Origin of the sequence: Pseudomonas sp. ATCC 43928, assembly GCF_005938665.2 — a bacterium.
Lineage (GTDB): Bacteria > Pseudomonadota > Gammaproteobacteria > Pseudomonadales > Pseudomonadaceae > Aquipseudomonas.
Genome location: NZ_CP041753.1, coordinates 5,663,612 through 5,682,500, shown reverse-complemented (window position 1 = coordinate 5,682,500; position 18,889 = coordinate 5,663,612). Strand labels below are relative to the sequence as shown.

At 57.9% G+C, this 18,889-nt stretch carries 15 protein-coding genes, 2 tRNA genes and 2 rRNA genes (1 of these 19 only partly in view); 13 read left to right on the top strand and 6 right to left on the bottom strand.

The window, feature by feature from the left end:
* From FFH90_RS26125 to FFH90_RS26090, 8 genes are all read left to right on the top strand, one after another.
* Window positions 1–18, top strand: a tRNA-Ile gene (locus FFH90_RS26125); it begins 59 nt to the left of the window's first position.
* A gap of 29 nt (window positions 19–47) precedes the next feature.
* A tRNA-Ala gene (locus FFH90_RS26120) sits at window positions 48–123 on the top strand.
* A 246-nt stretch (window positions 124–369) separates the two neighbouring features.
* Window positions 370–3,261: ribosomal RNA gene (locus tag FFH90_RS26115) — 23S ribosomal RNA — on the top strand.
* A 155-nt stretch (window positions 3,262–3,416) separates the two neighbouring features.
* Window positions 3,417–3,532 (top strand): 5S ribosomal RNA (gene rrf, locus FFH90_RS26110).
* A gap of 149 nt (window positions 3,533–3,681) precedes the next feature.
* Complete coding sequence (locus FFH90_RS26105) at window positions 3,682–4,341, top strand: paraquat-inducible protein A (protein ID WP_019581179.1); 660 nt, start codon at window positions 3,682–3,684, stop codon at window positions 4,339–4,341.
* Complete coding sequence (locus FFH90_RS26100; RefSeq protein WP_007941211.1) at window positions 4,328–4,951, top strand: paraquat-inducible protein A; 624 nt, start codon at window positions 4,328–4,330, stop codon at window positions 4,949–4,951. The genes FFH90_RS26105 and FFH90_RS26100 overlap by 14 nt, the downstream gene beginning before the upstream one ends.
* Window positions 4,944–7,247 carry an intermembrane transport protein PqiB gene (locus FFH90_RS26095; RefSeq protein WP_064620337.1) on the top strand — a complete coding sequence of 768 codons (2,304 nt, stop codon included), beginning with the start codon at window positions 4,944–4,946 and terminating at the stop codon, window positions 7,245–7,247. The genes FFH90_RS26100 and FFH90_RS26095 overlap by 8 nt, the downstream gene beginning before the upstream one ends.
* Before the next feature lie 129 nt (window positions 7,248–7,376).
* The gene (locus FFH90_RS26090; RefSeq protein ID WP_018927222.1) at window positions 7,377–8,318 is read left to right on the top strand and encodes an AEC family transporter; all 942 of its coding nucleotides are present in this window, start codon (window positions 7,377–7,379) and stop codon (window positions 8,316–8,318) included.
* Between the two features lie 30 nt (window positions 8,319–8,348).
* Here FFH90_RS26090 and FFH90_RS26085 read toward each other — a convergent pair whose 3' ends face one another.
* The 6 genes from FFH90_RS26085 to gatC all read right to left on the bottom strand — a co-directional run bounded on the left by FFH90_RS26085 (window position 8,349) and on the right by gatC (window position 13,615).
* Entirely contained in the window at window positions 8,349–8,729 is a 381-nt protein-coding gene (locus FFH90_RS26085) for a carboxymuconolactone decarboxylase family protein (protein ID WP_007941215.1), read from the bottom strand.
* Complete coding sequence (locus tag FFH90_RS26080) at window positions 8,726–9,787, bottom strand: calcium/sodium antiporter (RefSeq protein ID WP_138866310.1); 1,062 nt, start codon at window positions 9,785–9,787, stop codon at window positions 8,726–8,728. Before FFH90_RS26080 ends, FFH90_RS26085 begins: the two co-directional genes overlap by 4 nt.
* 50 nt (window positions 9,788–9,837) lie before the next feature.
* On the bottom strand, window positions 9,838–10,212 hold the full coding sequence (locus FFH90_RS26075; RefSeq protein WP_064620325.1) for a septal ring lytic transglycosylase RlpA family protein: 375 nt from the start codon (window positions 10,210–10,212) through the stop codon (window positions 9,838–9,840).
* Between the two features lie 191 nt (window positions 10,213–10,403).
* Window positions 10,404–11,849: an Asp-tRNA(Asn)/Glu-tRNA(Gln) amidotransferase subunit GatB gene (gene gatB, locus FFH90_RS26070; protein WP_018927219.1), complete on the bottom strand. Its 1,446-nt coding sequence runs from the start codon at window positions 11,847–11,849 to the stop codon at window positions 10,404–10,406.
* 10 nt (window positions 11,850–11,859) lie between these two features.
* The gene (gene gatA, locus FFH90_RS26065) at window positions 11,860–13,311 is read right to left on the bottom strand and encodes an Asp-tRNA(Asn)/Glu-tRNA(Gln) amidotransferase subunit GatA (protein WP_018927218.1); all 1,452 of its coding nucleotides are present in this window, start codon (window positions 13,309–13,311) and stop codon (window positions 11,860–11,862) included.
* A gap of 16 nt (window positions 13,312–13,327) precedes the next feature.
* Entirely contained in the window at window positions 13,328–13,615 is a 288-nt protein-coding gene (gene gatC / locus FFH90_RS26060; RefSeq protein ID WP_007901429.1) for an Asp-tRNA(Asn)/Glu-tRNA(Gln) amidotransferase subunit GatC, read from the bottom strand.
* A 210-nt stretch (window positions 13,616–13,825) separates the two neighbouring features.
* Here gatC and mreB point away from each other — a divergent pair, with 210 nt between their 5' ends.
* From mreB to rng, 5 genes are all read left to right on the top strand, one after another.
* On the top strand, window positions 13,826–14,863 hold the full coding sequence (gene mreB, locus FFH90_RS26055; protein WP_002555108.1) for a rod shape-determining protein MreB: 1,038 nt from the start codon (window positions 13,826–13,828) through the stop codon (window positions 14,861–14,863).
* Window positions 14,864–15,006: 143 nt separating this feature from the next.
* Entirely contained in the window at window positions 15,007–16,134 is a 1,128-nt protein-coding gene (gene mreC / locus FFH90_RS26050) for a rod shape-determining protein MreC (protein WP_081626525.1), read from the top strand.
* Window positions 16,134–16,625 (top strand): rod shape-determining protein MreD, encoded by a 492-nt coding sequence (gene mreD, locus FFH90_RS26045; protein ID WP_086944700.1) that lies wholly within the window; start codon window positions 16,134–16,136, stop codon window positions 16,623–16,625. The genes mreC and mreD overlap by 1 nt, the downstream gene beginning before the upstream one ends.
* A 91-nt stretch (window positions 16,626–16,716) precedes the next feature.
* Complete coding sequence (locus FFH90_RS26040) at window positions 16,717–17,313, top strand: nucleoside triphosphate pyrophosphatase (RefSeq protein ID WP_138866309.1); 597 nt, start codon at window positions 16,717–16,719, stop codon at window positions 17,311–17,313.
* A 57-nt stretch (window positions 17,314–17,370) separates the two neighbouring features.
* A complete protein-coding gene (gene rng / locus FFH90_RS26035; protein ID WP_007941226.1) occupies window positions 17,371–18,828 on the top strand; it encodes a ribonuclease G in 1,458 nt (485 codons plus the stop codon).
* Window positions 18,829–18,889 lie beyond the last annotated feature (61 nt).

Here is an 18,889-nt window from a genome sequence, read left to right as displayed (position 1 = left end):
ATCTGCCCAGACCCACCAATTTTGTGTGGGAATACCTGTAGAAATACGGGGCCATAGCTCAGCTGGGAGAGCGCCTGCCTTGCACGCAGGAGGTCAACGGTTCGATCCCGTTTGGCTCCACCACTACTGCTTCTGTTGTTGAAAGCTTAGAAATGAGCATTCCATCGTGATGATGGTGAATGTTGATTTCTAGTCTTTGGCTAGATCGTTCTTTAAAAATTTGGGTATGTGATAGAAAGATAGACTGAACGTTACTTTCACTGGTAACGGATCAGGCTAAGGTAAAATTTGTGAGTTGCTCTTAATTGAGCATGCGAATTTTCGGCGAATGTCGTCTTCACAGTATAACCAGATTGCTTGGGGTTATATGGTCAAGTGAAGAAGCGCATACGGTGGATGCCTTGGCAGTCAGAGGCGATGAAAGACGTGGTAGCCTGCGAAAAGCTTCGGGGAGTCGGCAAACAGACTTTGATCCGGAGATGTCTGAATGGGGGAACCCAGCCATCATAAGATGGTTATCTTGTACTGAATACATAGGTGCAAGAGGCGAACCAGGGGAACTGAAACATCTAAGTACCCTGAGGAAAAGAAATCAACCGAGATTCCCTTAGTAGTGGCGAGCGAACGGGGACTAGCCCTTAAGTTGATTTGAGATTAGCGGAACGCTCTGGAAAGTGCGGCCATAGTGGGTGATAGCCCTGTACGCGAAAATCTCTTGTCAATGAAATCGAGTAGGACGGAGCACGAGAAACTTTGTCTGAATATGGGGGGACCATCCTCCAAGGCTAAATACTACTGACTGACCGATAGTGAACTAGTACCGTGAGGGAAAGGCGAAAAGAACCCCGGAGAGGGGAGTGAAATAGATCCTGAAACCGTATGCGTACAAGCAGTGGGAGCCCACTTTGTTGGGTGACTGCGTACCTTTTGTATAATGGGTCAGCGACTTATTTTCAGTGGCGAGCTTAACCGAATAGGGGAGGCGTAGCGAAAGCGAGTCTTAATAGGGCGTCTAGTCGCTGGGAATAGACCCGAAACCGGGCGATCTATCCATGGGCAGGTTGAAGGTTAGGTAACACTGACTGGAGGACCGAACCGACTACCGTTGAAAAGTTAGCGGATGACCTGTGGATCGGAGTGAAAGGCTAATCAAGCTCGGAGATAGCTGGTTCTCCTCGAAAGCTATTTAGGTAGCGCCTCATGTATCACTGTAGGGGGTAGAGCACTGTTTCGGCTAGGGGGTCATCCCGACTTACCAAACCGATGCAAACTCCGAATACCTACAAGTGCCGAGCATGGGAGACACACGGCGGGTGCTAACGTCCGTCGTGAAAAGGGAAACAACCCAGACCGTCAGCTAAGGTCCCAAAGTTATGGTTAAGTGGGAAACGATGTGGGAAGGCTTAGACAGCTAGGAGGTTGGCTTAGAAGCAGCCACCCTTTAAAGAAAGCGTAATAGCTCACTAGTCGAGTCGGCCTGCGCGGAAGATGTAACGGGGCTCAAACCATACACCGAAGCTACGGGTATCACTTAGGTGATGCGGTAGAGGAGCGTTCTGTAAGCCTGTGAAGGTGAGTTGAGAAGCTTGCTGGAGGTATCAGAAGTGCGAATGCTGACATGAGTAACGACAATGGGTGTGAAAAACACCCACGCCGAAAGACCAAGGTTTCCTGCGCAACGTTAATCGACGCAGGGTTAGTCGGTCCCTAAGGCGAGGCTGAAAAGCGTAGTCGATGGAAAACAGGTTAATATTCCTGTACTTCTGGTTATTGCGATGGAGGGACGGAGAAGGCTAGGCCAGCTTGGCGTTGGTTGTCCAAGTTTAAGGTGGTAGGCTGGAATCTTAGGTAAATCCGGGATTCTAAGGCCGAGAGCTGATGACGAGTGTTCTTTTAGAACACGAAGTGGTTGATGCCATGCTTCCAAGAAAAGCTTCTAAGCTTCAGGTAACCAGGAACCGTACCCCAAACCGACACAGGTGGTTGGGTAGAGAATACCAAGGCGCTTGAGAGAACTCGGGTGAAGGAACTAGGCAAAATGGCACCGTAACTTCGGGAGAAGGTGCGCCGGTGAGGGTGAAGCACTTGCTGCGTAAGCCCACGCCGGTCGAAGATACCAGGCCGCTGCGACTGTTTATTAAAAACACAGCACTCTGCAAACACGAAAGTGGACGTATAGGGTGTGACGCCTGCCCGGTGCCGGAAGGTTAATTGATGGGGTTAGCTAACGCGAAGCTCTTGATCGAAGCCCCGGTAAACGGCGGCCGTAACTATAACGGTCCTAAGGTAGCGAAATTCCTTGTCGGGTAAGTTCCGACCTGCACGAATGGCGTAACGATGGCGGCGCTGTCTCCACCCGAGACTCAGTGAAATTGAAATCGCTGTGAAGATGCAGTGTATCCGCGGCTAGACGGAAAGACCCCGTGAACCTTTACTATAGCTTTGCACTGGACTTTGAATTTGCTTGTGTAGGATAGGTGGGAGGCTTTGAAGCGTGGACGCCAGTTCGCGTGGAGCCATCCTTGAAATACCACCCTGGCAACTTTGAGGTTCTAACTCAGGTCCGTTATCCGGATCGAGGACAGTGTATGGTGGGTAGTTTGACTGGGGCGGTCTCCTCCTAAAGAGTAACGGAGGAGTACGAAGGTGCGCTCAGACCGGTCGGAAATCGGTCGTAGAGTATAAAGGCAAAAGCGCGCTTGACTGCGAGACAGACACGTCGAGCAGGTACGAAAGTAGGTCTTAGTGATCCGGTGGTTCTGTATGGAAGGGCCATCGCTCAACGGATAAAAGGTACTCCGGGGATAACAGGCTGATACCGCCCAAGAGTTCATATCGACGGCGGTGTTTGGCACCTCGATGTCGGCTCATCACATCCTGGGGCTGAAGCCGGTCCCAAGGGTATGGCTGTTCGCCATTTAAAGTGGTACGCGAGCTGGGTTTAGAACGTCGTGAGACAGTTCGGTCCCTATCTGCCGTGGACGTTTGAGATTTGAGAGGGGCTGCTCCTAGTACGAGAGGACCGGAGTGGACGAACCTCTGGTGTTCCGGTTGTCACGCCAGTGGCATTGCCGGGTAGCTATGTTCGGAATAGATAACCGCTGAAAGCATCTAAGCGGGAAACTAGCCTCAAGATGAGATCTCACTGGGACCTTGAGTCCCCTGAAGGGCCGTCGAAGACTACGACGTTGATAGGTTGGGTGTGTAAGCGCTGTGAGGCGTTGAGCTAACCAATACTAATTGCCCGTGAGGCTTGACCATATAACACCCAAGCAATTTGCTGATCCGAAAGGACACCAGATTGCGGTGTGTGAAGACGCAATGAACCGAAAGTTCGCAAGCATTCACAAAAACCGTACAAACTATCGCATACCCAATTTGCTGAAGCGTCGAAAGACGGTTCGGTACCCGAATTTCTTGACGACCATAGAGCATTGGAACCACCTGATCCCATCCCGAACTCAGAAGTGAAACGATGCATCGCCGATGGTAGTGTGGGGTTTCCCCATGTGAGAGTAGGTCATCGTCAAGATTAAATTCCGAAACCCCTATCTGCGTATGCAGGTAGGGGTTTTGTTTTGCCCGCAGAAAAAGTCTACTTCTCTGGCAACACAAAAATGCACAGTTATTTTCGAGTCAGGACACTAGAATAGGTCCAACATTTTTGGAGCCAGAGCCTTTATGCCAGATCCGGTTGACGCCCCTGGGCTGTCAGATTTACCACTGGACGGTTTGGTGGCGTGTCATGAGTGCGACTTGCTGATGCGCAAGCCTGAACTCGCCCATGGTGAGAAGGCCATTTGTCCACGCTGCGGTTATGAGCTGTATGCCCATCGGCACAATGTCGTGCAGCGCAGTCTCGCCTTGGTCATTGCCGCACTGTTGTTGTATATCCCCGCGAACTTTTTACCCATCATGCAGCTCCATCTACTCGGGCAGTCATCGAATGACACTGTCTGGAGCGGTGTTCTCGGTTTGTTCGATACCGGTATGCAGGGCGTAGCAGCAGTCGTATTTCTCTGCAGCATGGGGATTCCGCTGCTCAAGCTGCTCTGCCAATTGGTGGTGCTGCTGAGTATCCGATTCAATATCGGACGCAGCTACGGTTTGCTGCTCTACCGCATTTATCACCATCTTCGGGATTGGGGGATGCTTGAGGTTTACCTCATGGGCGTGCTGGTCGCGATCGTCAAATTGGCCGATATGGCGGCGATTACCGTAGGTCTTGGTTTGGCGTGCTTCATCAGTTTGTTGTTGGTCCAGGTCTGGCTGGAAGTGGTGATGTCGCCGCACCAGATCTGGCAGGCATTATCAGGAGAAGATGCCCATGCGGGCGATTGATGCGGGCATTCTGATTTGTGCCGAATGCCACGAGTTGAACAAGCAGGAAGCTGGCACCGACGAGCAGGTCTGCACCCGCTGTGGTGCGTTGGTTCATGCGCGCCGACCGAACAGCCTGATGCGTACCTGGGCGCTGCTGGTCACCGCTGCGATTATTTACATCCCGGCCAATGTGCTGCCGATCATGACCGTCAGTTCCCTGGGGCAGGGTGATCCGAGCACCATCATGTCCGGCGTGATCCAGCTGGTTCAGCACGGCATGATTCCAATCGCTGCTGTGGTTTTTATCGCCAGTATTCTGGTTCCTACGTTCAAACTGGTGGGCATCGGGTTGCTGCTGTTTTCGGTGCAGCGCCGCCAGCCACTCTCCGCACGCCAACGTATATGGATGTACCGCTTTATCGAGTTCATCGGCCGCTGGTCGATGCTCGATATTTTTGTGATCGCTATCCTAGTGGCGGTTGTGAATTTCGGACGGCTAGCCAGCGTCGAAGCCAACCTTGGCGCCATCGCCTTCGCCAGTGTGGTGATTCTGACGATGCTTGCCGCGGTAACTTTCGATCCCCGACTGATTTGGGATAACACGGAGTCGGACGACGACCATGACTGATTTGCCTACAGCGAAAACCCGACCGGCCTCTAACTGGTCTGCCATTTGGGTATTGCCCCTGATCGCCTTGCTCATTGGCGGTTGGCTCGCCTGGCGTGCCTATAGCGAGACAGGCATTGAGATCCATGTGCGCTTCGAAAGCGGCGAAGGTATTCAGGCCAACAAGACCGAAGTCGTTTACAAAGGTATGTCGGTCGGTAAGGTGAAAGCCCTCACACTCGATGACGAAGGCAGCTCCAAAGGCGTGATCGCCACCATCGAGATGAATAAGGACGTGGAGCAATACCTCAGAACCAGCACGCGTTTCTGGCTGGTCAAGCCGAGCGTAACCCTGGCCGGTATCACGGGCCTGGAGACGCTGGTCTCGGGTAACTATGTGGCTGTCAGTCCGGGAGAGGGCGAACCGACCCGCAAGTTCAAGGCCCTGGCCGAAGAGCCGCCGCTGTCGGACGCCAAGCCTGGTCTGCACCTGACCATCAAGGCTGATCGTCTCGGTTCGCTGAATCGCGGCAGCCCGGTGTTCTACAAGCAGATCCAGGTCGGTCAGATCAAAAGCTATTTGCTGTCCGCGGACCAGAACACCGTTGAACTCAAAGTCTTCATCGAACCGACCTACGCCAGCCTGGTACGCAAACACACGCGTTTCTGGAATGCCAGCGGTATCAGCATCGATGCCAACCTGTCCGGTGTGAAAGTGCGTAGCGAGTCCCTCGCCAGCATCGTCGCTGGTGGTATTGCGTTTGCTACACCGGAAAACCGCAAGGACAGCCCGCCCACCGATCCAAGCCTGCCGTTCCGTCTCTACGAAGACTTCGATGCAGCCGCCGCCGGTATTCGGGTCAAGGTCAAACTCAGCGATTTCGAAGGCCTGCAGGCCGGTCGTACACCGGTGATGTACAAAGGCATTCAGGTCGGCAATCTGAAAGCGCTCAAGATTGACCCGGACCTCTCCAGCGCAACCGCCGAGCTGACGCTCGACCCATTGGCTGAGGATTACCTGGTCACCGGCACACAGTTCTGGGTGGTCAAACCATCAATTTCGCTTGCCGGTATCACCGGTCTGGAAGCATTGGTCAAAGGTAACTACATCGCCGTGCGCCCTGGCGACAAGGGTGGCGCACCGCAGCGCGAGTTCGAAGCACGGGCCAAGGCTCCGCCGCTGGATCTGCGTTCGCCGGGCCTGCATCTGGTGCTGTTCACCGAAAACCTCGGCTCACTGGAAGTCGGCAGTCCGATTCTCTACAAGCAGGTCAAGGTGGGTTCGGTGCAGAGCTACCAGTTCTCTCGCACTAAAAAACAGCTGATGATCGGTGTGCACATCGAGAAGGAATACGAGGGGCTGGTCAACGCCTCGACGCGCTTCTGGAATGCCAGCGGTATTACGCTGACGGGTGGACTGACCGGCGGCATCCAGGTCAAAAGTGAGTCTTTGCAAAGCCTGATGGCCGGCGGCATTGCTTTCGAAACCCCGGAAGCCAAAGCGCCGTTGCAGAAGCGCATTCCACGTTTCCGTCTGTTCGCCAGTCATGAAGAGGCAAACCAGAAAGGCGCCGTGGTGACCATCAAGGTCGATCGCGCCGATGGTCTGCGCACGGGCACGCCGATCCGGTTCAAAGGCCTCGACGTCGGCAAGGTCGAAGACGTCGACCTCAGCGACGACCTGCAATCGGTGCTGCTGACTGCGCGAATCACGGAAGTGCCGGAGCGTATCGCTCGAGTGGGCAGTCAGTTCTGGGTGGTCAAACCTGAATTAGGTCTGATCAAGACGTCCAACCTTGAGACTCTGGTGACCGGGCAGTACATCGAAGTGCAACCGGCGCCGAAGAATCTCGGTCCGCAAAAGGACTTCGTAGCGCTGACCAATCCTCCGGAAACCGCCAAGGAAGAGGCCGGTTTGAGCCTGGTATTGAGTGCTGCTCGTCGAGGCTCGCTGAAGACCGGTGTGCCCGTCACCTATCGCGAAATCACGGTGGGCAAGGTGACTGGCTATGAGCTGGGCCAGACGGCGGATCGAGTATTGGTACACATCCTGATCGAGCCGAAGTACGCGCCATTGGTGCGCAGTGGCACGCGGTTCTGGAACACCAGTGGTTTTGGTTTTGACTACGGCTTGTTCAAAGGCGCAACCATACGCACCGAATCGCTGGAGACGCTGATCCAGGGCGGTATCGCCTTTGCCACACCGGATGGCGACCGCATGGGTGTCCCGGCGCGGCCCGAGCAAACGTTTCCGCTGTTCGACAAGTTTGAAGATGAATGGCTGACTTGGGCGCCGAAGATTTCTATCGGTAAGTAACCTGAGGTTAATTTGGCGTTTATCAGGACGTCTTCGCGGGCAAGCCTGCGAAGACGGTCTACCAGACGCCGACGTCTCCGGTGGCTTATCATTAGCCCCCTAACGACGCCCACCCAAGGTTCCCCCGGCATGCTGGCTATTTTCCTCGAAACCCTGAACATCACTGCGCCGGTGTTTGCCATGCTGTTTCTGGGTGTGCTGCTCAAGCGCATCGACTGGATCAACGACAACTTCATCCATACTGCGTCGGCCCTGGTGTTCAATGTCACCATGCCGGCGTTGCTGTTTCTGGGCATCTTGCATGCCGACCTGCACGCTGCGTTGCAACCGGCGCTGCTGATCTACTTCTCGGTCGCGACCCTGATGTGCTTTGCAATTGCCTGGGGTTGGGCGATCTGGAAATGCCCGCGGGAAGATCGGGGCATTTACACCCAAGGCGCGTTTCGCGGCAATAACGGGGTAATCGGCCTGGCCCTGGCGGCGAGCATGTACGGCGACTATGGCATTTCCCTTGGGGCGATTCTCGCGGCGCTGGTGATCCTGTTTTACAACACGCTCTCAACCATTGTGCTGGCGGTCTATAGCCCGGTGATCAAGTCTGATCCGTGGAGTATCTGCAAAAGTGTGATGGCCAATCCGCTGGTCATCAGTGTGATTGCGGCCGCACCATTTGCCTGGTTCCAGATCGGCTTGCCGGGATGGCTGGAGAGGTCCGGTCAATATTTGGCGCAAACCACCTTGCCATTGGCATTGATCTGCATCGGTGGCACGTTGTCGCTGGCGGCAATGCGTAAAAGCGGCACGATGGCGCTGAGTTCAAGTCTGGTGAAGATGATCGGCCTGCCGGTGCTGGCGACACTCGGCGCCTGGCTCTGGGGCTTTCGTGGGGCGGAGTTGGGGATTCTGTTTCTGTACTTCGGCAGCCCGACCGCCGCGGCCAGTTTCGTCATGGCCCGGCAGGCCAATGGCAATCATGAACTGGCGGCGGCGATCATCGTGATTACTACACTGATGGCGGCGGTCACCACCAACATCGGGATCTTTCTGTTGCAGTGGGGTGGGTGGATCTAACCTCGGGATTTGCGGTGTTCTTCAGGTCGCCTACTCCGGCTTCTGATAGGTGTCGATCACTTCCTGCGCCGCCCGAAATGCATCGATCGCCGCCGGCACACCGGCATACACCGCGCAATGCAGCAGCGCTTCGCGAATCTCTTCCACCGTGCAACCGTTGTTCAACGCACCGCGCACATGGCCTTTCAGTTCTTGCGGGCACTTCAACGCGGTCAGCGCAGCGAGAGTGATCAGGCTGCGGGTTTTCAGCGGCAAACCTTCACGGTTCCACACGCCGCCCCAGGCGTGCTCATTGACGAAGTCCTGCAGCGGCTGGGTGAATTCGGTGGCGTTGCCCAGGGCGCGGTCGACGAACGCGTCGCCCATCACTTGGCGGCGGATTTCAACCCCAGGCTTCTTATCAGTGCTCATGGCATTTCCCTCTTGTGGTGTTGGCGACGCCAGGCGCGAAGCGAGGTGAACAGCAAAAACGCCACCAGCACTGGCAGGACGAAAAACAGCATCAGGTGTTCAAGCTTGCCGGCCAGTGGCATGCCCGTGGTGAACGACACCACGTGCAGCCCATAGGCGAGGTACAAGCCCAAAAACAGCAGGCCTTCGGCGCGGGTCACCCGGTAGCCGGAATAGAACACCGGCAGGCACAGCACCGCGACTCCAAGCATCACCGGCAAATCGAAATCCAGCGCGTTGGGCGAGACCGACAGTGGTGATGGCGCGATCAATGCGGTTAGCCCGAGCACGCCCAAGAGGTTGAACAGGTTGCTGCCGATCACGTTGCCCACCGCGATGTCCCGCTGACCGCGCAGCGCGGCGATCAACGAAGTGGCCAGTTCCGGCAGGGAGGTGCTGACGGCGACGATGGTCAGGCCGATGATCCGCTCCGACAACCCCAGGTCGGTCGCGACCGCCACCGCGGCGCCGAGCAACAAGTGCCCGGCGAACACCAGCATCGCCAGCCCGGCGACAATCATCAGCAGGCTGCTGAACCACGGTGCCTGCGACGCTTCATGAGCCCCTGATGGCGGACGGGTCGAGTGCCGCGACTGGCGCAGCAGCAAGCCCAGGTACAGCGCCAGCGCGGCCAGCAGCATCATGCCGTCGACCCGATTCAGTTCTTTGTTCCACGCCAGTACGAACACCAGCAGGCTGGCGCCGATCATCAGTGGAATATCCAGACGCACCAATTGTCGCGAAACCCGCAATGGAGTAATCAGCGCCGAGAGCCCGAGGGTGACGAGGATGTTGAAGATGCTGCTGCCGATCACGCTACCGACGGCGATGTCGGCGTTTTGCGCCAGGGTGGCTTGCAAGCTGACTGCCATCTGCGGTGCGCTGCTGCCGAGGGCCACGATGGTCAGGCCGATGATCAGCGGCCGCACATGCAGGCGCGCGGCCAGGCGTACCGCGGCGCGCACCATCAGTTCGGCGCCGGCGATCAATAAAAACAGACCGCAGAGCAATTCAATCACGCTGATCAGGGGTAAATCGGCCAGTCCGAAAATAGTCAGCGCTCCATCTATCAGTCGTCGAGGGCTTGCACCCGAACCTTCGCGGTGCCACTGCGCAGCATGCCCAACTGTTCGGCCGCTTCACGGGACACGTCGATCAGGCGCCCGCGAGAATACGGTCCACGGTCGTTGATGCGTACCACGCAGGATCTGTCGTTATTCAGGTTGGTAATCTTCACCCGGGTGCCGAATGGCAACTGGCGATGGGCAGCGGTCAGGCCATGCTGGTTGAAACGCTCACCGCTGGCGGTGTTTTTGCCATGGTGCTTGGCACCGTAATACGAAGCCGTGCCGGTCTTGTCGTAGCCGTGTGGATCGATGGTGTCGGTACTGGCACAACCGGCCAGCAGAGAGAGTAAGGCGCACGCGCTGAGCAGACGTTTCATTTGGACGGCTCCCAAAATAAATGTGGCGAGGGCGCTTGCTCCCGCTCGACCAAGAAACGGTCGCAAAATCGGCTGATGCATTCTCGCTGAAAGAGTGCGGTTGCCGATTTGGGCCTGCTTCGCAGACCAGCGGGGGCAAGCTCCCTCGCCACAAGGAATGGAGCCAATATTGAAAGTTGGCTCCATTCTCATCAGCCTTCGAGCTTGCTTTTAAGCAGTTCGTTGACCTGTTGCGGGTTGGCCTTGCCTTTGGAGGCTTTCATGGCCTGGCCGACGAAGAAGCCGAACATCTTGCCGCGTTTGGCTTCGTCTGCCGCGCGGTATTGTTCGACCTGTTCAGCGTTGGCCGCGAGCATTTCGTCCAGTACCGCCGAGATCGCGCCGGTGTCGGTCACTTGCTTGAGGCCGCGTTTGTCGATGATTTCGTCCGCGCTGCCTTCGCCGTTGGCCATGGCTTCAAACACCACTTTGGCGATCTTGCCGGAGATAGTGTTGTCCTTGATGCGCAACAGCATGCCGCCCAGTTGCTCGGCCGAAACCGGCGACTGGTCGATGTCCAGGCCTTGCTTGTTCAGCAGGCTGCCCAGTTCAACCATGACCCAGTTGGCCGCCAGTTTGGCGTCGCCACTGATGCTCACGACTTTCTCGAAGTAATCGGCTTGTTCACGGCTGGTAGCCAGGACGCTGGCGTCATACACCGACAAACCGAACTGCTGCTGGAAACGCTCGCGTTTCTGCGGCGGCAGTTCCGGCAGGGTGGCGCGCACCTCGTTGAGGAACGAGTCCTCGATGACTACCGGCAGCAGGTCAGGGTCGGGGAAGTAACGGTAGTCGTTGGCTTCCTCTTTGCTGCGCATTGGACGGGTTTCGTCCTTGTTCGGATCGTACAGGCGAGTCTGCTGGATCACCTTGCCGCCGTCTTCGATCAGCTCGATCTGGCGCTGTACTTCGCTGTTGATTGCCTTCTCGATGAAACGGAACGAGTTAACGTTCTTGATCTCGCAGCGAGTACCGAACTCGGCCTGGCCTTTCGGACGGATCGACACGTTGCAGTCGCAACGCAGCGAGCCTTCGGCCATGTTGCCGTCGCAGATGCCCAGGTAGCGTACCAGCGCGTGGATCGCCTTGACGTAAGCTACGGCTTCCTTGGCGCTGCGCATGTCTGGTTCGGAAACGATTTCCAGCAGCGGCGTGCCAGCACGGTTCAGGTCGATGCCAGTGGCGCCGCTGAATTCTTCGTGCAGGCTTTTACCGGCGTCTTCTTCCAGGTGCGCGCGAGTGATGCCGACGCGTTTGACCGTGCCGTCTTCGAGGGCGATGTCCAGGTGGCCCTTGCCGACGATCGGCAATTCCATCTGGCTGATCTGGTAGCCCTTGGGCAGGTCCGGGTAGAAGTAGTTTTTGCGGGCGAACACGTTGTGCTGACCGATCTCGGCATCGATGGCCAGGCCGAACATCACCGCCATGCGCACTGCTTCCTGGTTCAGCACCGGCAATACGCCGGGCATGCCGAGGTCAACCAGGCTGGCCTGGGTGTTCGGCTCGGAACCGAAGGTGGTGGAACTACCGGAAAAGATTTTCGACCGGGTGGTGAGCTGGGTATGAATCTCCAGCCCGATCACGACTTCCCATTGCATGTGTTTCTCCTCAGAAGCCGGTTGGGGTGCGGGTGTGCCAGTCAGTGTTTTGCTGATACTGATGGGCAACGTTCAACAGGCGACCTTCCTGGAAATACGGGGCGAGCAGTTGCACGCCGACCGGCAGGCCATCGACAAAACCTGCAGGCATGGACAAGCCCGGCAGACCGGCGAGGTTGGCGGTGATGGTGTAGACGTCTTCCAGATACGCGGCGACCGGGTCGTTGTTCTTGGCGCCGAGCTTCCAGGCCGGGTTCGGCGTGGTTGGGCCGAGGATGATGTCGACCTCATTGAAGGCGGCCATGAAGTCGTTCTTGATCAAGCGACGGATCTTCTGCGCCTTGAGGTAGTAGGCGTCGTAGTAACCGGCCGACAGTGCATAGGCACCGACCATGATCCGGCGCTGCACTTCCGGGCCGAAACCTTCGCCACGGGAGCGCTTGTACAGGTCTTCCAGGTTTTTCGGGTCTTCGCAGCGATAGCCGAAACGTACGCCATCGAAGCGCGACAGGTTGGAGGACGCTTCCGCCGGGGCGATCACGTAGTACGCAGGAATCGCGTGCTGCATGTTCGGCAGGCTGATTTCCTTGATCACGGCGCCGAGCTTTTTCAGCTCTTCAACGCTGGCCATGATCAGGTCGGCGATGCGCGGGTCCAGGCCTGCGCTGAAGTATTCCTTCGGCACGCCGATGCGCAGGCCTTGCAGCGAACCGTTGAGGCCGGCGCTGTAATCAGGCACGGGCTCGTCGATGCTGGTGGAGTCCTGCGGGTCGAAGCCGGCCATGCCTTGCAGCAGGATCGCGCAGTCTTCGGCGGTACGGGCCAGCGGGCCGCCCTGATCGAGGCTGGATGCGTAGGCGATCATGCCCCAGCGCGAAACACGACCGTACGTCGGTTTCAGGCCGGTTAGGTTGGTCAGCGCAGCGGGCTGACGAATGGAGCCGCCGGTGTCGGTGCCCGTTGCCGCCGGCAACAGACGAGCGGCCACCGCCGCCGCGGAACCGCCGGACGAACCGCCCGGAACATATTCCAGGTTCCACGGGTTTTTCACCGCGCCGTAGTAGCTCGACTCGTTGGCCGACCCCATGGCGAATTCGTCCATGTTGGTCTTGCCCAGAGTCACGGCCCCGGCAGCGGCCAGTTTGGCGACCACGGTGGCGTCGTACGGCGCCTTGAAGTTGTCGAGCATCTTCGAGCCGCAGCTGGTGCGGATGCCCTGGGTGCAGAACAGATCTTTGTGGGCGATCGGCGCACCGAGCAGGGCGCCGCTCTCACCGTTGGCCCGACGTGCGTCAGCGGCTTTCGCCTGCTGCAGTGCCAGGTCTTCGGTGAGGCTGATGAAACTGTTGAGCTGCGGGTCGAGCTGGGCGATGCGCGCCAGCAGGACTTTGGTCAGCTCTTCGGAGGAAAACTTTTTATCGGCGAGTCCGCGGGCGATCTCGGCCAGAGTCAATTGATGCATTGCAGGCTCTTTCCCTTTAGTCGATGACTTTCGGAACCAGGTACAGGCCGTTTTCGACCGCTGGTGCGATGGACTGATAGGCCTCGCGATGATTGGTCTCGGTCACGACGTCTGCACGCAGGCGCTGGCTGGCTTCCAGTGGGTGGGCCAGCGGCTCGATACCGTCGGTATTGACCGCTTGCATTTCGTCGACCAGCCCGAGAATGCTGTTCAGGGCCGAAGTGATGTGTGGAAGATCGGCATCATTGAGGCCAAGGCAGGCCAGATGAGCGATTTTTTCCACGTCGGAGCGTTCAAGCGCCATGGGAATCTCCAGTGGAAAACAAAACGGACCGCGTCCGTGTGTTAGATTGTCGGAACACTACCGCATATCTACGGTCTCAAGGCCGCGATTGTGGTGCTTGGTGCACAGAAAAGCAGCCAATTTAACATATTGGCGCCTTGCCCAAAATCCCTGTCGTTGTTAGAGTTTGCCGCACTTTTTTACCCACGCGTTGCCTAGGGTCCCTTTCCCATGTTCAAGAAACTGCGTGGCATGTTTTCCAGCGATCTTTCCATTGACCTGGGCACTGCCAACACCCTTATTTACGTGCGCGAGCGCGGTATCGTCCTGAATGAGCCATCGGTTGTGGCTATTCGGACACACGGTAACCAGAAAAGTGTCGTTGCTGTCGGCACCGAGGCCAAGCGCATGCTCGGTCGTACGCCGGGCAATATTGCAGCCATTCGTCCGATGAAGGACGGCGTGATCGCCGACTTCAGCGTTTGCGAAAAAATGCTGCAGTACTTTATCAACAAGGTTCACGAAAACAGCTTTTTGCAGCCTAGCCCTCGTGTGCTGATCTGCGTTCCATGCAAATCCACCCAGGTTGAGCGTCGTGCCATCCGTGAGTCGGCCCTCGGTGCCGGCGCCCGTGAAGTGTTCCTGATTGAAGAGCCAATGGCTGCTGCGATCGGTGCCGGCCTGCCGGTTGAAGAAGCTCGCGGTTCGATGGTTGTCGATATCGGTGGCGGTACCACTGAAATCGCGCTGATCTCCCTCAACGGTGTGGTCTATGCCGAATCCGTACGGGTTGGCGGCGACCGCTTCGACGAAGCGATCATCACCTACGTGCGTCGCAACTACGGCAGCCTGATCGGCGAATCCACCGCCGAGCGCATCAAACAGGAAATCGGTACGGCCTACCCGGGCGGCGAAGTTCGTGAAGTCGACGTTCGTGGCCGTAACCTGGCCGAAGGCGTTCCACGCGCATTCACCCTGAACTCCAACGAAGTGCTGGAAGCTCTGCAAGAGTCGCTGGCCACTATCGTTCAGGCAGTGAAAAGTGCGCTGGAGCAATCGCCTCCGGAACTGGCTTCCGATATCGCCGAGCGTGGTCTGGTACTGACCGGTGGTGGCGCTTTGCTGCGCGACCTCGACAAGTTGCTGGCCCAGGAAACCGGTCTGCCGGTGATCGTCGCCGAAGACCCGCTGACCTGCGTTGCTCGCGGCGGTGGCCGTGCATTGGAAATGATGGATAAACACACCATGGACCTGCTGTCGAGCGAGTGATCTCGCCCGATGCATCTATGCTGGTGAGCCCGCAGGCAGCACTTTGCAGTGCTGCCTGTTGGCGTTTATCTTCTGTCAGTCTGCATCCAGGCCGGTTTGATGCCGTATGAATAAAGAGAACATTTGCCTGGGAGGAGCGGCTTATTAAACCGCTTTTCACCAAAGGCCCCTCACTGGGCGTGCGCTTGTTGGTGCTGGTCGTGCTATCGGTCGCGCTGATGGTGGTCGATGCCCGCTTCACACTGCTCAAGCCAGTGCGTAGCCAAATGTCGCTGGTGCTGATGCAGTCTTACTGGATCACCGACCTGCCACAGCGGCTATGGCAAGGTGTGGCCAGCCAATTCGGCAGCCGGACCGAGCTGGTCGCCGAAAACGAAAAACTCAAAACCGAAAACCTGCTGTTGCAGGGCCGCATGCAAAAGCTTGCCGCCCTCACCGAGCAGAACGTTCGGCTGCGCGAGTTGCTCAACTCTTCCGCGCTGGTCAACGAGAAGGTCGAAGTGGCCGAGTTGATCGGCATGGACCCCAACCCCTTTACCCATCGCATCATCATCAATAAAGGTGAGCGCGACGGTGTGATCCTCGGCCAGCCGGTGCTCGATGCCCGCGGCCTGATGGGGCAGGTGGTCGAGTTGATGCCGTACACCTCTCGGGTACTGTTGCTGACCGACACCACCCACAGCATTCCGGTGCAGGTGAACCGTAACGGTCTGCGGGCGATTGCCAGCGGCACCGGCAACCCGGAACGCCTTGAGCTGCGTCATGTGGCCGATACTGCCGATATTAAGGAAGGCGATCTGCTGGTCAGCTCCGGCCTCGGTCAGCGTTTCCCGGCGGGTTACCCGGTAGCGACGGTCAAGGAAGTGATCCACGATTCCGGTCAACCGTTTGCCATTGTGCGTGCGGTGCCGACTGCCGCGCTGAACCGCAGTCGTTATTTGCTGTTGGTGTTCAGTGATGGTCGCACAGCCGAGGAGCGCGCCAACGAAGCCGCCCAGGCTCAAGAGGCTCTGGACCGGCAAGGTGGCGGGCCGATCATTCCTGCAACCGTGCCGAAACCGGCCGCGTCGGTGGTACCGGCTGCCGCTGCAACTCCGGCTGCCGCACCTGCCGCACCTGCCGCCGCGACCCCAGTCAAACCTGCCGCGTCCCATCCTGCTGCCGCCAAGCCACCCGCGACGGCGACGGCCGCCAAACCCAAACCCGCGGCCGTGAAGCCTGCTGCCAAACCGCCTGTCGCCGCGCCGGCCACTACTGGGGGAACAGAATAATGGGCGGTGCAACTTCCTCCCGAAACGGCTGGATGGTCTGGCTGACGTTCGCCATCGGCATGTTGCTCAGCGTTTCACCGCTGCCGCAATTCATGGAAATTCTGCGTCCTTTGTGGCTGGCCTTGTTGTTGGCCTTCTGGGCGTTGGCCATGCCGCAGAAAGTCGGCATGGTGACGGCCTGGTGCCTGGGGTTGGCCGAAGACGTGCTGTATGGCACGTTGCTGGGCCAGAACGCATTGATCCTCACGCTCATTACATTCCTGGTGCTGTCGCTGCAACAGCGCCTGCGCATGTTCCCGATGTGGCAGCAGAGCCTGGTGATCCTGGTGATCTTCGGCCTCGCCCAACTGGTTCAGTTGTGGCTGAGCGCCCTGACCGGTAATCGTCAGCCGACCCTGGCGCTGGTGTTGCCAGCGCTGGTCAGTGCGTTGCTCTGGCCTTGGATCAGCTTCGGTTTGCGCGGTTTGCGTCGACGCTACAAAATCAATTAATTCGGTCAGGCATGTGCTCGCACCCGGTGCCCTGTCTCGCCAAAAAGGAACAGTATTCGTGAGACAGGGCACTAGACAGGGAGATGTCTTGATGAAACAGCTGTACCTCGCCTCAGGCTCGCCGCGTCGGCGTGAACTGCTCGCTCAGATCGGCGTGCCGTTCACCACCATCAGCGCGGACATCGACGAAACCCCTTTCCCTGAAGAATCCCCATCGGCCTATGTCGAGCGTCTGGCGCGCGGCAAGGCCGAGGTCGGGCGCGGGGCGATCGTGTCCGACGCGGATTTCTGCGTGCTGGGCGCCGACACTGCCGTGGTGCTGGACGGGAAAATTCTCGGCAAGCCGGTGGATGAAGCCGAAGCGTGCGCCATGCTTATGCTGTTGTCCGGGTGTGAGCATGAAGTGCTGACGGCGATTGCGGTGCACGATGGTGAACGTTGCGAGTCTCTGGTGGTGCGCAGTCTGGTGTGTTTTCGCACCATCGGCCGCGATGAAGCGGCGGCCTATTGGGCCAGCGGCGAACCCCGGGACAAGGCGGGCGGCTACGGGATTCAAGGGCTGGGCGCGGTGTTCGTTACCGGGCTCAATGGCAGCTACTCGGCGGTGGTCGGTTTGCCGCTGTGCGAAACCGCAGAACTGCTCGGCCATTTCGGCATACCCTGTTGGCAAACCCTTAACGCGCACTGAGCGTCGTACTGACAAGATGCGGCCATTATCGTGAACATGCCTGAACGAGACCCTGCCATGAGTGAAGAGATCCTGATCAACATCACGCCGATGGAATCACGCGTGGCGGTGGTCGAAAACGGTGTTCTGCAAGAGGTCCATGTCGAACGCACGCAAAAACGCGGGATCGTCGGCAACATCTACAAAGGCAAGGTCGTTCGGGTATTGCCGGGCATGCAGGCCGCCTTCGTCGATATCGGGCTAGACCGCGCCGCATTCATTCACGCCTCGGAAATTTCCCTGCGCGAAGGCCCGGCGGTGGAGAGCATCAGCTCGCTGGTTCACGAAGGCCAAAGCCTGGTGGTGCAAGTCACCAAGGACCCGATCGGCTCCAAAGGCGCACGCCTGACCACGCAACTGTCGATCCCGTCGCGCTATCTGGTGTACATGCCGCGCACTGCCCACGTCGGTATTTCCCTGAAGATCGAAGACGAAGCCGAGCGCGAACGCCTCAAGCAAGTGGTCACCGACTGCGTGGAGAAAGAAGGTATCAAGGAAGCCGGCGGTTTCATTCTGCGTACCGCTGCCGAAGGGGCCGGAGCCGATGAAATCCTCATGGATATCCGCTACCTGCGCAGGCTTTGGGACCAGATCAACGCCCAGATCAAAACCATCAGCGCGCCGAGTGTGATCTACGAAGACCTCGGCCTGGCGTTGCGCACCTTGCGCGACCTGGTGAGCCCGAAGATCGAAAAGATCCGCATCGACTCCCGGGAAACCTTCCAGAAAACCACACAGTTCGTCGCCGAACTGATGCCGGAAATCGCTGACCGTCTGGAGCATTATCCGGGCGAGCGGCCGATTTTCGACCTGTATGGCGTCGAAGACGAAATCCAGAAAGCCCTGGAGCGCAAAGTGCCGCTCAAGTCCGGCGGCTATCTGGTGGTCGACCCGGCGGAAGCCATGAGCACCATCGACGTCAACACCGGAGCCTTCGTCGGTCATCGTAATCTCGAAGAAACCATCTTCAAGACCAACCTCGAAGCCGCCACCGCCATTGCACGTCAACTGCGTCTGCGCAACCTGGGTGGGATCATCATCATCGACTTCATCGACATGGAAGATGAAGAGCATCAGCGTCAGGTGTTGCGCACCCTCGAGAAGCAACTGGAGCGCGATCACGCCAAGACCAACATCATCGGCATCACCGAGCTGGGCCTGGTGCAGATGACCCGCAAGCGCACCCGCGAAAGTCTCGAGCAAGTGCTGTGCGAACCGTGCAGCAGCTGCCAGGGGCGCGGCAAGCTCAAGACCCCGGAAACCGTCTGCTACGAGATCTTCCGCGAAATCCTGCGTGAGGCCCGTGCCTATCAGGCCGAAGGCTATCGCGTGCTGGCGAACCAGAAAGTGGTCGACCGCTTGCTCGATGAAGAGTCGGGCAATGTCGCTGAGCTCGAAGGGTTTATCGGGCGCACCATTCGGTTTCAGGTAGAAACCATGTATTCCCAGGAACAATACGACGTGGTGCTGCTCTGAAGCGTTGTATTTCAATTCCACTAGAACGGCTGGCCTCAGCTTTTTGCAGTATTTTTGCCAT